This window comes from Curtobacterium sp. GD1 (genome assembly GCF_020882855.1).
Classification (GTDB): Bacteria; Actinomycetota; Actinomycetes; order Actinomycetales; family Microbacteriaceae; genus Curtobacterium.
In genome coordinates this window covers 1-12,430 of sequence record NZ_JAFEVQ010000052.1, presented here as the reverse complement: position 1 = coordinate 12,430, position 12,430 = coordinate 1, and the positions used below count along the sequence as shown (strand labels likewise).

Genomic DNA, 12,430 nt, shown 5'->3' with positions numbered 1-12,430 from the left:
GCCCCCGACCCTCCAGCTGCTGGCCGCCTCCGCCCCGGCCGCTGCGCGCCCGGACGACACGGCACTCCCCGGCGGCGTGCCGATCCTGGTCGAGCCCGTCCTCGGCGACCCCGACGTCGCCGCGGTGCTCGCCTCCGCCCGGCGGGACGCCCGAGGCGCGCCGCTCGACGTGCGGTTCGTCACCGACGACCCGGCCCTGCTGCGCGCCGCGGTCGACGAGGTCCTGGAGTCCGGGCCGGTGGTGCGCATCGGCGCGTTCGACCCGTCGTCGCACGTGTCGACCACGGCGCTGCAGCGGGCGCTCCGGGAGACAGCGGCCGCACACGAGGGACTCGACGTCGTGGCGGGGACGCGCGCGCACTTCACCGAGCTGAACCGCACGATCGACCTGTTCGGCGACTGGGACGGTCCGCTCACGTTCAGCGTGACGCCGCAGATGCACGACCGCAGTCGTGCCCAGGTGACCGAGTCGATCCGGATGCAGCGCTGGGTGGCGATGAGCGCCTCCAGGCTGGCCGCCGGCAGGCCGCTCCACGTCGGGCCGGTGACGCTGCGTCCGCGGTTCAACGCGGTGGCGACGTCACCGCGTCGGGCCGTGACCGACGCGGCGGTCGAGGCCGGCTACGGGCCGCAGTCCGTGCCGGACGCGACGGATCCGCAGCAGCACTCCGCGGCCGCCGCCGCGTGGTTCGCCGCGGCCATGAAGGCGCTCACGGTGCCGGGAGTCGCCTCGATCACGCTCGCCGAGGCGTGGGGACCGAGGGGAACGCCCCGCCGGAAGGGGGTCGGCGGGGCGTTCCGGTCTCGGGGATCGATCAGCGCTTGACGGCGTCGATCTTGAGCATCTTGGCGATGACGCTGTCGAGCTCGCTGTCGTCGAAGACCTGCTTCCAGTCCTCCTTGATGAGCTTCTCGCGGCCGTAGCCCATCGCGATGTGGCAGGCGTCCGAGAACGGGTTCGAGCCGCGCAGGCCGTTGGTCAACGCGATCCAGGTGTGGCCGTAGAGCATGGCGCGGGCGGCATCGCGGGGCACGCCGACACCGGTGACGGTCTCCTCGAGGGCGTCGTTGAGGAAGTCGCCGATCATGCAGGCAATGGTCTCGACGAGCGTCGGCTCGAGGACGGCGAGCTGCTTCACCGTGACCCAGTGCACCTGGATGACGGGCGCGTACATGGTCGTGATGACGGCCTCGGCGATCGCCTTGGCGGCGTCACCCTCGTCGCCGAGCGACTCCGACGCGTCGAAGGCGGCGATGACCTCCTGCGGGGCGGCGATGCCACCGAAGGTGTCGTCCCACTCCTCCTTGGTGGTGCGCTCGAGGAACACCGACGGGTGGCACGGGTGCGCCACGGCGTAGTGGATGTCCTCGCGCTTGGCGAGCAGCCCGGCGTAGGCGGCGGCCGGGTCGAGGGTCAGGATGCTGGCACCCGACTTCATGACGGGGACGAGCTGCTCGGAGATGCTGCCGAGCAGGACGTCCGGCACGGCGAGGATCACGACGTCGGCGACCTTGGCGGCCTCGACGCTGTCGGTGAGCGACCGGCCGAGGGCCTCGATGCGCTCCTGCCCGGTGGGCGAGGCCTCGCTGTAGAGCGTCGTGTACTCGCTCTTGGCGAAGTTGTTCGAGACGCGGGTGCCCATCTTGCCGCCGGCACCGATCACGGCGACGGTGACGTCGGCCGTACCGGATCCGGCAGCGACGGTGTGGGGGGTGGTGACGGTGTCGGTCATGATTCCTTGCTCCTGATGTACTCGATGGTGTGTTCGGTCCACGCCGCTTCGATGCGGGTGGTGGTCTGTGCCGGGTCGCCCGTGGCGCCGAGGGCCTCGTCCTGCCAGGGCAGCCAGAACTCGATCACGCGGTTGATGCCCCGTGCGTCGGGGTCGATCGCGGCGTGGACGGCGTCGTAGTCGAGGAGACCGGTGCCGGTGCGGACGCCGGTGTACTGGAACCCGACCCAGCCCGGTGAGCGGGTGAACCCGGAGTCCTTGACGTGCCAGTTGCGGGTGTACGGGGCGGCCGCGGCGACCACGTCGGCGGGGTGCTCCAGGCGCGCGACGGTGTTCGCCGGGTCGAGGCAGATCCCGAGATGGTCGGAGCCGACGGCCCGGACGACGGCGACGAGGTCCTCGGTGGCGACGACCTCGTACGTCTCGAGCGCGAGCGTCACCCCGGCTGCCTCGTACGCGGGGAGCACCCGGCGCAGTCGGCGTTCGGCCTCGAGGGCGTCGGGCTGGTCGTCGCCGCTCGTCCACATGCTCCGCACGAGGGTCGCACCGAGCGCCTGCGCGACGTGGAGGTACCGCGCGAGGTGCTCCGGGTGGGTCCCACGGGTGCCGACCTCGAGCGCCAGCCCGAGCTCGTCGGCCAGTGACCGGATCGCGGCCAGTCGGTCGTCCGAGGCGGTGTCGAGCGGCAGGTGGTCGCAGATCTGGAAGAGGTCGACACCGTCGTGCGCCGCCGCGTCCCGCATCGCGTCGTCGAGCGACATCGGGTCCGGCACGCGGCCGGACATCCGCCAGAAGTAGGCGTAGGTGGAGAGGCCGAGCAGGGAGGTCATGCGGTCGCCCCCAGCTGCGCGGCTTCGTCGAGGATGGTCCGGATCGCGGCGGGGTCGTGGGCGAACCGTCCGAGGAACAGCCCGCCGATGCGCCCCTGCCCACGGGTGAGCAGGCCCGGTCCGGCGCTGCCGCCGTAGATCGCGACGGAGCCGGCGAGCTCCGGTCGGGAGGCGAGGTGCGCCTCGATCCCGGCGAGGACCGCGACGATGTGCTCGTCGGGCGCGGGCGCCGGGGCGCCGATCGCCCACACGGGCTCGTACGCCGCGATGATCGGCCCGGCGAGACCGTCCGCGGTCGCTGTCGCCAGGAACCGGTCGAGCTGCGCGGTCACGTCCGCCACGGCGGTCTCACTGGAGGCGCGAGTGGCCTCCCCGACGCAGATCAGGGGCCGCAGGTGGTTGCGGAAGGCGGCATGCACCTTCCCGGCGATCTCCTCGTCCGTCTCGTGGAACAGGGAGCGCCGCTCCGCGTGCGCGATCTCGACGAGCGCGACGCCGATCTCGCGCAGCTCCGCACCGGACACCTCGCCGGTGAAGGCGCCGGTGTCCGCCCAGGCCAGGTCCTGCGCGCCGAGCGTCACGGGGGCGTCCCCGATCACCTCGCGCACCGGGACGAGCGCGGGGAACGTCGGGATGACGAAGAGCTCGACGGCGCCGGACTGCACCGCGGGGTGGGTCCGGGCGATGTCGGCCACGGCGGCTGCCCACTCGAGCGTCCGGGCGTGGGAGAAGTACATCTTCAGCGACACCCCGATCGTGAGCGGGGCGGCTGCCGTGGACGCGGGCATCAGGCGTCGGTCCCGACCGGGGCCGACCCGTCGTACTGGCAAATTGCCTGCACCTTCTCCGCACTCGCGGACGACGTGTCGAAGGTGTAGCCGAGCCACTCGCGCGCCATGCGCCGGGCGACCTCGACGCCGACGACGCGCTGGCCCATGCAGAGGACCTGGGCGTCGTTCGACAGGATCGAGCGCTCGACGCTGAACGAGTCGTGCGCGGTGACGGCCCGGATGCCGGGGACCTTGTTCGCGGCGATCGCGACGCCGAGTCCGGTGCCGCAGATCAGGATCGCCCGGTCCGCCTCGCCGTTCGCGACGAGCCGTGCGGCGTCGACGGCGACGTGCGGGTAGGCGGTGTGCCCGTCCGCGTCGACGCCCACGTCGGTGACGCTGACCACGCGCGGGTCCGTGGCGAGGTCGGCCTTGATGATCTCCTTGTAGTCGAACCCGGCGTCGTCGGAGCCGACGACGATGCGGAACTGCTGCTCGGTCATGGGGTCTTCCTTACTTCTCGGAGAGCGTCGCGAGGACCGCGGCGGTGATGAGGGCGAACGAGATCGCACCGGCGTCGGGGGTGCCGACCGCGTCCTCGCCGTGGGTCCGGGCGCGGCCCATCCGCGGCAGCAGGTCGGCGGTGGCGTCGGCCGCGGTCGTGGCGGCGGCGGACGCGACGGACCAGGCGGTGACCAGGTCGTCGCCGGCCGCGGTGCGGGCGGTGAGGACCTCGTCGAACGGGACGAGCGCGTCGACCATGGTCTTGTCGCCCGGGACGGCCCCGAACGCGAGGACGGCCTCGGCGGCCGCGTGCACGGCGCCGGCGACGGTGGTGGCCGTCGGGCGCGAGGTGTCCCCGAGGACGCGACCCAGTGCCTCCAGGGCCGCACCCCAGATCGCACCGGACGTGCCGCCGGCCTTGTCGGACCAGGCGTCACCGGCGATCGCGAGGACCGATCCGGCACCGGCGCCGCGTGCTGCGGCGTCCTGCGCCGCCGCGTCCGCCGCGGTGGAGCCGCGCTGCATGCCGATGCCGTGGTCGCCGTCACCGGCCACGGCGTCGATGCGGCCGAGTTCGTCGGCGTGGGCGTCGATCGTCGCGCGCACGGCCGTGATCGCCGTCGCGACGCGGGTCGCGGCCACCCGGGACTCGTCGGTGCCGACGGTCACGGGGACGACCACGCCGGCCTCGAGGACGTCGGACGACACGGGCTCCTGCGGGACGGCACCGCCCTTGCGGTAGGCGGGACTGTCGGCCGGGGCGGCCCAGAGTTCCTCGAGCTCGTCGTCGAGCCAGAACAGCGTCAGTGAGACGCCGGCCATGTCGAAGCTCGTGACGAGTTCGCCGACCTCGGGCTCGACGACGACTGCGCCGGCCGCGGTCAGTCGGCGCTGCACGGCGGCGAACACGACGAAGAGTTCCTCGTACTTGACGGAACCGAGGCCGTTGAGGATCGGGACGACGCGTGCCCCGTCGACTGCGACACCGGACGGCAGCTCGGTGAGCAGCTTGTCGACGAGCAGGTCCGCCAGTCCGGACGCGGTGGGGACGTCGGCTTCGTCGATGCCGCGTTCGCCGTGGATGCCCATGCCGATCGCCATGCGGCCCTCGGGGACGGTGAACAGGGGTTCGTCCGCGCCGGGCAGCGAGCAGCCGGAGAACGCGACGCCGAAGCTGCGGGTGCGGTCGTTCGCCCGCTCGGCGATCGCCGTGACGGTGTCGAGGTCGTTGCCACGCTCGGCGGCGGCTCCGGCGACCTTGAACACGCAGAGGTCGCCCGCGATCCCGCGGCGCTTGTGGGCCTCGGCACTCGGGGCACTCGCGACGTCGTCGGTCACGCGGACCGTGCGGACGTCGATGCCGGCCGCGGTGAGTGCCCGTGCAGCTGCGTCGAAGTTGAGGACGTCGCCGGCGTAGTTGCCGTAGCTCAGGAGCACCCCGCCGCCGTGCTCGGAGGCCTTCGCGACCGCCGTGACCTGCTGCGCGCTCGGGCTGGCGAACAGGTTCCCCATCGCCGCACCGGCGGCCAGGCCGTGCCCGACGAGTCCGCCGAACGCCGGGTAGTGCCCGGACCCGCCGCCGACGACGAGCGCCACGGTCCCCTCGGGGCTGGTGGTCGAGCGGGCGACGCCGCCGTGGACCTTCCGCACCCGGGAGCGGTTCGCGGCGACGAAGCCGTCGACCATCTCGTCCGCGAAGTCCGCGGGGTCGTTGAACAGGCGGGTCATGCGTGGGACTCCTGGGTCGTGGTCGTCGCGGCCTGCGCGGCAGCGTCGGCGTCGCGTCGCTCGTTCCGCTTCGTGGTCCGGCCGAGGACGAACATCAGGACGCTCGACAGCACCATGAAGAACCCGACGATGAACATCGGCACCTGGTACCCGCCGGTCCACTCGCTGACGGCGCCGGTGATGTACGGCGCGGCGAAGCCTCCGAGGTTGCCGACGGTGTTGATGAGCGCGACGCCCGCGGCCGCTGCGGCACCGGTGAGGAACTGCGTCGGGACGGTCCAGAAGTTCGGCAGCGCGGCGAAGATCGAGCACGCGGTGATCGCGATGACGGCGACCGTGGCGGCCGGGCTGTTCATGTAGAGGGCCACCGGGATGCTCAGACCACCGACGAGGGCGGGGACCGCGATGTGCCACACCCGGACGCCGCGTCGGAACGCGTCACGCGACCAGAAGTAGAGGACGACGGCGGCGGGCACGTACGGGATCGCCGTGATGAGCCCCTTCTGGAACAGGTCGAACGTGGTGCCGAACTGCTCCTGGAAGCCGTCGATGATGGTCGGCAGGAAGAAGCTCAGGGCGTACAGGCCGTAGATGAAGCCGAAGTACACGGCGGCGAGCATCCAGACACGACCGGAGCCGAACGCCGCTCGGAGGCCGCCCTTGCCGTGCGCGTTCCCCTCCTTCTGGCTGTTCTCCTTCGCGAGGGCACCCTCGAGCCAGAGTTTCTCGTCCTCGTCGAGCCACTTCGCCTGCGACGGCTTGTCCTTCAGCACGAAGAGGCACAGGATGCCGACGATGATCGCGGGGATCGACACGCAGAGGAACATGAAGCGCCAGCCGGCGAGGCCGCCGAGCAGTCCCTCGTGGGTCATCAGCCAGCCGGCGAGCGGCGAACCGATCACGCTGGTGAGCGGCTGCGCCAGGTAGAAGAGCGCGAGCATCTTGCCGCGGTGCCGGGCGGGGACCCAGGTCGACAGGAACAGGATCGCGCCGGGGAAGAACCCGGCCTCGGCGATGCCGAGCAGGAAGCGCAGGCCGACGAGCTGCGGGTAGTTCTGCACCCACGTGAAGAGCAGCGAGACGATGCCCCACGTGATCATGATGCGGGCGAGCCAGACGCGGGCGCCGAACTTGTGCAGCGCCAGGTTGGACGGCACCTCGAGCACGAGGTAGCCGATGAAGAACACGCCCGAGGCGAACCCGAACTGTGCGGCGGTCAGGCCGAGGTCGGCCTCCATGCCGTTCGGGGCCGCGAAGGAGATCGCGGTGCGGTCGAGGAAGTTGATGAAGAACATCAGCGCCACGAAGGGCACGATGCGGATCGCGATCTTGCGGATGGCCGTCTTCTCGACGACCGAGGTGGGGATGCCTCGCGTGGCGGGGATGTCCACGATGACTCCTGCTCGGGTGGGGTGGTGCTCCGGTCGGCTGCTGCGCCGGGAACGGAGGTGACGCATCGGTGCGCACGGACCAGTGTGCGCGGTCGCTCGAAACTTGTCAACCGGTTGACCATTCCCTCCCGCCGCGGCTCGGCAGGGAGTCCCACCGCAACCGGTTGACCGACCGGTACGCTCACTGCATGCCCGCGTTCAGCCCGGACGACCCGCTCAACATCCGCCTCGAACTCGAGTCGGTGCCGACGGGCTCCCCCGCCTCCGAGGTCGCCCGACAGCTCGTCTCCCTGCTGACCGCCGGCGACCTGGCACCGGGTTCACGCCTGCCCTCGGAGCGGGTGCTGGCCGAACGGCTCGGGGTCGGTCGGTCCGCCGTGCGAGAGGCCCTCGCGGCGCTCGAGATCCTCGGCATCGTGCAGATCCGCCCGGGTTCCGGCACGTACCTGCAGGGCGGGACCTCGGACCTGCTGCCGACGACCCTGTCGTGGGGGCTCATGCTCGCGTCGAACCGGACCCGGGAGCTGCTCGAGGTCCGGTCGTCGCTCGAACGCACCGCGGCGATCCTCGCCGCCCAGCGTGCGACGCCGGCGCAGCTCGACGAGCTCCAGACCTACATCGACCGGCAGCACCAGGCGCTCGACGACCCGGACGCCTTCATCGACGCCGACGTCCGGTTCCACGTGCTGCTCGCCCGCGCCGCCGGGAACGACGTGCTCGCCGACCTGCTGCAGAGCCTCCGCTCGATGCTCAGTGTGTGGGTCGGCCGTCGTGTCCGGACCCGCCAGGCCACCGAGGCCGCGTACGAGGAGCACCGTGCGATCCTCGAGGCGCTCCGGGCCGGGGACGTGCTCGCGGTGCAGCGGGCGATGGACGACCACATGGCCACGGCGAGCGCCCGCATCGAGCACGCCGGCCCCGCCGACTGACGGGCGGGGCGCGGGGGCGCGCGGGCGCGCGGGCGCTTCGTGAGCAGAAATGGTCGGGTCGGGGACAGCGTCCCGACATCTTCTGCTCACGATCGGGCGGCCAGGAGGCGCGGCGCAGCCCCGCCACGCACGGTGCGACGTTGCCGGGGTGGCAACACCGCTTGGGGTCCGGCCGGTCCGTGCGGTGGAGTGTGCGCATGCACACGCACGACGACAGCACCGCCAGCGAGTCCGGTTCCGCACGCAGCTGGTGGGAGGCTCGCTACGCCGAGCACGATGGGATCTGGTCGGGGCGGGTGAACGCGGTGCTCGCCGACGTCGCGTCGTCGCTGCCCGCGGGACGCGCGCTCGACCTGGGCTGTGGCGAGGGCGGCGACGTCGTCTGGCTCGCCCGGCAGGGGTGGGCGACCACCGGGGTGGACCTGTCGGTGACGGCGGTCACCCGCGGGTCCCGGGCTGCCGTCACCGCCGGGGTCGAGGAGCGGACGGCGTTCGTCGCGGCGGACCTCGACTCGTGGGACACCGCGGCGCGGTTCGACCTCGTCACGGCGTCGTTCCTGCAGTCGTGGCCGGTCGAGATCCCGCGTGGGGCGATCCTGCGGCGGGCGGCCGGGTTCGTGGCGTCCGGCGGGCACCTGCTCGTGACGGCGCACGCCGCGCCCCCGCACGGGGACCTGCCCGAGGAGATGCGGGCGTACCGCTTCCCGACGCCGGCGGAGGACCTCGCGGCGCTGGGGCTCGACGACGGGTGGGAGGTCGTGGCCGCCGAGCTCCGACCGCGCACCGCGGTGACGCCCGAGGGAGCGCCGCACGAGGTGCTCGACAGCGTGGTGCTGGTCCGCCGCCGCCCCCTCAGCGAGGCAGGGGCAGGGGCAGGGGAAGCGGCACCGAGGCCGTGAACGCCCGGACCACCCGGTCGACGACGTCCGTCGCCGGAGCGTCCCACACGGCCTGGTTGAAGATCTCCACCTCGATGTCCCCGGAGTACCCGGCGGCGCTCACGGCAGCGGTGACCGGCCCGAAGTCGATGTGCCCGTCCCCCATCACACCCCGGGAGAGCAGCGGGTCGGCGGCGATCGGGGTGAGCCAGTCGCACACCTGGTAGCTCGCGATCCGCCCGGCGGCGCCCGCGCGGGCCACCGAGGCCGCGAGCGCCGGGTCCCACCAGACGTGGAACGTGTCCACGACCACACCGACGGCAGCGGCCGGGAAGGGCGCCGCGAGGTCGAGGGCCTGCGCGAGGGTCGACACGACGGCCCGATCGGCGGCGTACATCGGGTGCAGGGGCTCGACGGCGAGCTGGACGCCGGCGTCGAGGGCGTGCGGGACGAGGTCGGCGAGGGCGTCGGCCACGCGGTCCCGGGCGTCGATCAGGTCGCGGGACCCCTCGGGCAGTCCTCCGGCGACGAGCACGAGCACCGGCGCGGACCCGGGCGCGCCGGCCTCGGCCAACGCCGCGGTCTCGTCGATCGCCCGGCGGTTGTCGTCGAGTGCCCGCTGCCGTTCGGTGCCGGCCGGGAGGGTGAAGAAGCCGCCGCGGCAGTGCGAGGACACCCGGAGGCCGGAGTCGGCGACCATCCGCACGGCCTCGGACAGCCCGACCTCGGCGACGGGCTCCCGCCACGTTCCGATCGCCTGGACGCCGGCGGCGCGGACGGTGTCGAGGGCGTCCCGGAGCGAGGCGTACTTGATCGTCGCCTGGTTGATCGAGAGCCGCGGATGCGGGGGTGCGGAGCCCGGGGCGGCCCCGGTCCGCGTGGCGCGGACGACGGGGGTGCTCACGCGACCGCCCCGGAGAGCGGGCGGTCGGCGGGGGTCGAGCCGCGCCTCCTGGCCGTCACGGGCACACCGGACACGGTGAGCAGGTCGTGCCACCGCGACGCCGCGAGCGACGGATCCTCGAGCGCGCCGCAGGCGTTCGCGAGCCGGACGGTCTCGGACAGGTGCGGCAGGGAGCGGCCGGCGTGCTGACCGCCGACCATGGCGAAGGCGCCCTGGTGGCCGTTCAGCCAGGCGAGGAAGGCGATGCCGGTCTTGTAGTGCCAGGTCGGGGCGCTGAAGACGTGGCGGGACAGGGCCTCGGTGGGGCCGAGCAGCGCGCGGAAGGCGGTCTCGTCGGGGAGGGCCCGGACGGCGGCGGAGGCGATCGGCGCCACGGCGGCGAACGCGCCGAGCAGGGCGTCGGAGTGCGTCCGATCGGTCCCGGCGATGAGGTCGACGTAGTGGAAGTCGTCGCCGGTGAACATCCGGACGCCGGCGGGCAGCTGGGAGCGGAGGGCGACCTCGGCCCGGGCGTCGAGCAGGCTCATCTTGATGCCGGCGACCTTCGACCCGGCGTCGCCCATGATGTCGAGCACGGTGTCGGGGCCGTGCTGACCGCCGAAGTAGCCGGCGAGGGCGGGGTCGAACGCCTCCCCCAGCCAGTGCAGGACGACGGGGGCGCTCGCGCGCTCGATGACCCTGCGGTAGACGCGGCGGTAGACCGCGGGATCGCTGCCCGCCAGGCGCGCCAGGTGCCGGCTCGCCATGAGCACGACCCCCGCGCCGGCGTCCTCGGCGTGGTGGAGCTGGGCGACGTAGGCGTTGACGACCTGCTGCTCGGTGGCGACCTGGTCCAGGAGGTCGTCGGTGTTCACGCCGACGACGATGCGGCCGCCGACGGACTGCGCCTCGCGAGCGCTGCGCGTGATGAGCTCGCGCGTGGCGGCCGGGTCGAGCCCCATGTTCCGCTGCGCGGTGTCCATCGCGTCCGCGACGCCGAGGCCCCACGACCAGAGGTGGTGCCGGAACGCGAGGGTGGCGTCCCAGTCGAGGTCCGCCGGCGCACCCGGCGTGTTGTCGGCGGCGGTGCGCGGGACGACGTGGGCGGCGGCGTACACGACGCGCTCGGTGAGCGGGGCGGTCGGCTTCGCGGTGGCCGCCACGGCCGGCTCGCGCAGGTCGACCCGGCTGGTCGTGCCGTCGGGCGCGAGGAGGGTCAGGGTGGTCATGCGCGTGCTCCGACGGTCTCGGCGTTGGCGCCCTGGAGGCGCGGCTCGGCCCCGGTGGGCAGGGTCAGCTCCGGCAGGTCGATGCGTCGTCCTTCGGCGCTCGAGCGCAGACCGGCCTCCGCGAGCGCCACGCCGCGGGCACCGGACAGCAGGTCGTAGGGGTGCGGGCGGCCGGCCACGAGGTCGTGCAGGAAGTCCTCCCACTGCGCGCGGAAGCCGTTGCCGAACACCTCGTTGTCGGGGACCTCGAGCCACTGCGCCCTGTAGTCGCGGTCGTCCCGCAGGTCGGGGTTCCACACCGGCTTCGGCGTCGCCGTCCGGGGCTGGATCCGGCAGCCGAACAGTCCCGCGACGGCGCTGCCGTCGGTGCCGTCGACCTGGAACTCGACGAGCTCGTCACGGTCGACCCGGACCGCCCAACTCGAGTTGATCTGCGCCGTGATGCCGCCGGCGAGGTCGAACACGCCGTAGGCCGCGTCGTCCGCAGTCGCCGCGTACCCGGCCCCCTGCTCGTCGGTTCGCTCGTAGATGTGCGTGACCGCGCGGGCGTACACCGACTCCACGCGGCCGAACAGCTGCTCGAGGACGTAGTTCCAGTGCGGGAACATGTCGACGACGATGCCGCCGCCGTCCTCGCGGCGGTAGTTCCAGCTCGGCCGCTGCGCGGTCTGCCAGTCCCCCTCGAACACCCAGTAGCCGAACTCGCCGCGGACGGAGAGGATCCGGCCGAAGAACCCGGAGTCGATGAGCCGGCGGAGCTTCCGGAGGCCGGGCAGGTAGAGCTTGTCGTGGACGACGCCGTTCGGCACGCCGGCGTCCGCGGCGAGGCGGGCGAGCTCGAGCGCCTCCTCGGAGGTCTCCGCCGTGGGCTTCTCGGTGTAGACGGCCTTGCCGGCGGCGATCGCCTTCCGCAGGGCGTCGGCGCGGGCGCTCGTCACGGCGAAGTCGGCGAAGACGTCCCAGCGGGGATCGGCGAGGGCGGCGTCGAGGTCGGTCGTCCAGTGCTCGAGGCCGTGCCGGGTGGCGATCTCCTCGAGCTTCGCGGCGTTCCGGCCGACGAGGATCGGTTCGACCTGCAGCCTCGTGCCGTCCGGGAGCGGGAGCCCGCCGTCGTCGCGGATGGCCAGGATCGACCGCACGAGGTGCTGGCGGTAGCCCATGCGTCCGGTGACGCCGTTCATGATGATGCCGATGGTGCGCGTGGTCAACGCGTGCTCCCTTGCTCGCTGTGGCCCGCTCGCCACCGAGGTGGAAAGCGCTTGCCGGAACCGTACACCACGGCCCGTGCCGACCGCACGCGCGTGTTCGGGTGTGTGCGTTCGGGGCCGGGCGCGGGCCCGGGGCCCGGGCGTGCGCACCCCGCGCCACTTCGTGAGCAGGAATGGTCGGGTCGCGCCACGGCACCCGACCGTTTCTGCTCACGATCCGGGCGACGGGGATGGGCGCGGGCGACGGGGACGGGCCCGGGCGCGGGGACGGGCGCGGGCGACGGGGACGAGCGCGTGCGCGGGGCGCCCGGGCCCGGCGCGCCCGGGCCGGGCCCGCTAGCGCGCCG

General features: G+C 73.1%; 11 protein-coding genes and 1 pseudogene. 3 read left to right on the top strand and 9 right to left on the bottom strand.

Going from position 1 to position 12,430, the window contains the following annotated elements; all coding sequences use genetic code 11:
• A pseudogene (locus tag JSX79_RS17710) lies at nucleotides 1-826 on the top strand (hypothetical protein); the annotation flags it as partial.
• On the opposite strand, the gene JSX79_RS17705 reads toward JSX79_RS17710, so the two are convergent.
• The 6 genes from JSX79_RS17705 to JSX79_RS17680 are packed head-to-tail and all read right to left on the bottom strand — an operon-like array spanning nucleotide 816 to nucleotide 6,956.
• Nucleotides 816-1,733 carry a phosphogluconate dehydrogenase C-terminal domain-containing protein gene (locus JSX79_RS17705; RefSeq protein ID WP_229087495.1) on the bottom strand — a complete coding sequence of 306 codons (918 nt, stop codon included), beginning with the start codon at nucleotides 1,731-1,733 and terminating at the stop codon, nucleotides 816-818. The pseudogene JSX79_RS17710 and the gene JSX79_RS17705 sit on opposite strands and share 11 nt — an antisense overlap.
• A complete protein-coding gene (locus tag JSX79_RS17700) occupies nucleotides 1,730-2,563 on the bottom strand; it encodes a sugar phosphate isomerase/epimerase (protein WP_229087494.1) in 834 nt (277 codons plus the stop codon). Before JSX79_RS17700 ends, JSX79_RS17705 begins: the two co-directional genes overlap by 4 nt.
• Complete coding sequence (locus JSX79_RS17695; protein WP_229087492.1) at nucleotides 2,560-3,351, bottom strand: triose-phosphate isomerase family protein; 792 nt, start codon at nucleotides 3,349-3,351, stop codon at nucleotides 2,560-2,562. The genes JSX79_RS17700 and JSX79_RS17695 overlap by 4 nt, the downstream gene beginning before the upstream one ends.
• Complete coding sequence (locus tag JSX79_RS17690) at nucleotides 3,351-3,836, bottom strand: ribose-5-phosphate isomerase (protein WP_229087489.1); 486 nt, start codon at nucleotides 3,834-3,836, stop codon at nucleotides 3,351-3,353. Before JSX79_RS17690 ends, JSX79_RS17695 begins: the two co-directional genes overlap by 1 nt.
• Before the next feature lie 10 nt (nucleotides 3,837-3,846).
• Entirely contained in the window at nucleotides 3,847-5,565 is a 1,719-nt protein-coding gene (locus tag JSX79_RS17685) for a dihydroxyacetone kinase family protein (protein WP_229087487.1), read from the bottom strand.
• Nucleotides 5,562-6,956, bottom strand: a complete 1,395-nt coding sequence (locus JSX79_RS17680) for an MFS transporter (RefSeq protein ID WP_071295475.1) — start codon at nucleotides 6,954-6,956, stop codon at nucleotides 5,562-5,564. Before JSX79_RS17680 ends, JSX79_RS17685 begins: the two co-directional genes overlap by 4 nt.
• A 188-nt stretch (nucleotides 6,957-7,144) precedes the next feature.
• On the opposite strand from JSX79_RS17680, the gene JSX79_RS17675 reads away from it, so the two are divergent.
• Together JSX79_RS17675 and JSX79_RS17670 are read left to right on the top strand one after the other, a co-directional pair.
• Nucleotides 7,145-7,885, top strand: coding sequence for a FadR/GntR family transcriptional regulator (locus tag JSX79_RS17675; RefSeq protein ID WP_229087479.1), 741 nt, complete (start codon nucleotides 7,145-7,147; stop codon nucleotides 7,883-7,885).
• Between the two features lie 197 nt (nucleotides 7,886-8,082).
• Complete coding sequence (locus JSX79_RS17670; protein ID WP_229087470.1) at nucleotides 8,083-8,784, top strand: bifunctional 2-polyprenyl-6-hydroxyphenol methylase/3-demethylubiquinol 3-O-methyltransferase UbiG; 702 nt, start codon at nucleotides 8,083-8,085, stop codon at nucleotides 8,782-8,784.
• Here JSX79_RS17670 and JSX79_RS17665 read toward each other — a convergent pair.
• The 3 genes from JSX79_RS17665 to JSX79_RS17655 are packed head-to-tail and all read right to left on the bottom strand — an operon-like array spanning nucleotide 8,738 to nucleotide 12,056.
• Entirely contained in the window at nucleotides 8,738-9,667 is a 930-nt protein-coding gene (locus tag JSX79_RS17665) for a sugar phosphate isomerase/epimerase family protein (RefSeq protein ID WP_374475775.1), read from the bottom strand. The genes JSX79_RS17670 and JSX79_RS17665 overlap by 47 nt on opposite strands.
• Nucleotides 9,664-10,875: a DUF993 family protein gene (locus JSX79_RS17660; protein WP_229087468.1), complete on the bottom strand. Its 1,212-nt coding sequence runs from the start codon at nucleotides 10,873-10,875 to the stop codon at nucleotides 9,664-9,666. The genes JSX79_RS17665 and JSX79_RS17660 overlap by 4 nt, the downstream gene beginning before the upstream one ends.
• Nucleotides 10,872-12,056: a Gfo/Idh/MocA family protein gene (locus tag JSX79_RS17655; RefSeq protein WP_229087497.1), complete on the bottom strand. Its 1,185-nt coding sequence runs from the start codon at nucleotides 12,054-12,056 to the stop codon at nucleotides 10,872-10,874. The genes JSX79_RS17660 and JSX79_RS17655 overlap by 4 nt, the downstream gene beginning before the upstream one ends.
• Nucleotides 12,057-12,430: the final 374 nt, after the last annotated feature.

Coding starts and splice junctions, on each gene's coding strand:
- JSX79_RS17685 (WP_229087487.1), bottom strand. CDS start 5,565: ATGACCCGCCTGTTCAACGACCCCGCGGACTTCGCGGACGAGATGGTC.
- JSX79_RS17700 (WP_229087494.1), bottom strand. CDS start 2,563: ATGACCTCCCTGCTCGGCCTCTCCACCTACGCCTACTTCTGGCGGATG.
- JSX79_RS17655 (WP_229087497.1), bottom strand. CDS start 12,056: ATGAACGGCGTCACCGGACGCATGGGCTACCGCCAGCACCTCGTGCGG.
- JSX79_RS17670 (WP_229087470.1), top strand. CDS start 8,083: ATGCACACGCACGACGACAGCACCGCCAGCGAGTCCGGTTCCGCACGC.
- JSX79_RS17660 (WP_229087468.1), bottom strand. CDS start 10,875: ATGACCACCCTGACCCTCCTCGCGCCCGACGGCACGACCAGCCGGGTC.
- JSX79_RS17690 (WP_229087489.1), bottom strand. CDS start 3,836: ATGACCGAGCAGCAGTTCCGCATCGTCGTCGGCTCCGACGACGCCGGG.
- JSX79_RS17705 (WP_229087495.1), bottom strand. CDS start 1,733: ATGACCGACACCGTCACCACCCCCCACACCGTCGCTGCCGGATCCGGT.
- JSX79_RS17675 (WP_229087479.1), top strand. CDS start 7,145: ATGCCCGCGTTCAGCCCGGACGACCCGCTCAACATCCGCCTCGAACTC.
- JSX79_RS17695 (WP_229087492.1), bottom strand. CDS start 3,351: ATGCCCGCGTCCACGGCAGCCGCCCCGCTCACGATCGGGGTGTCGCTG.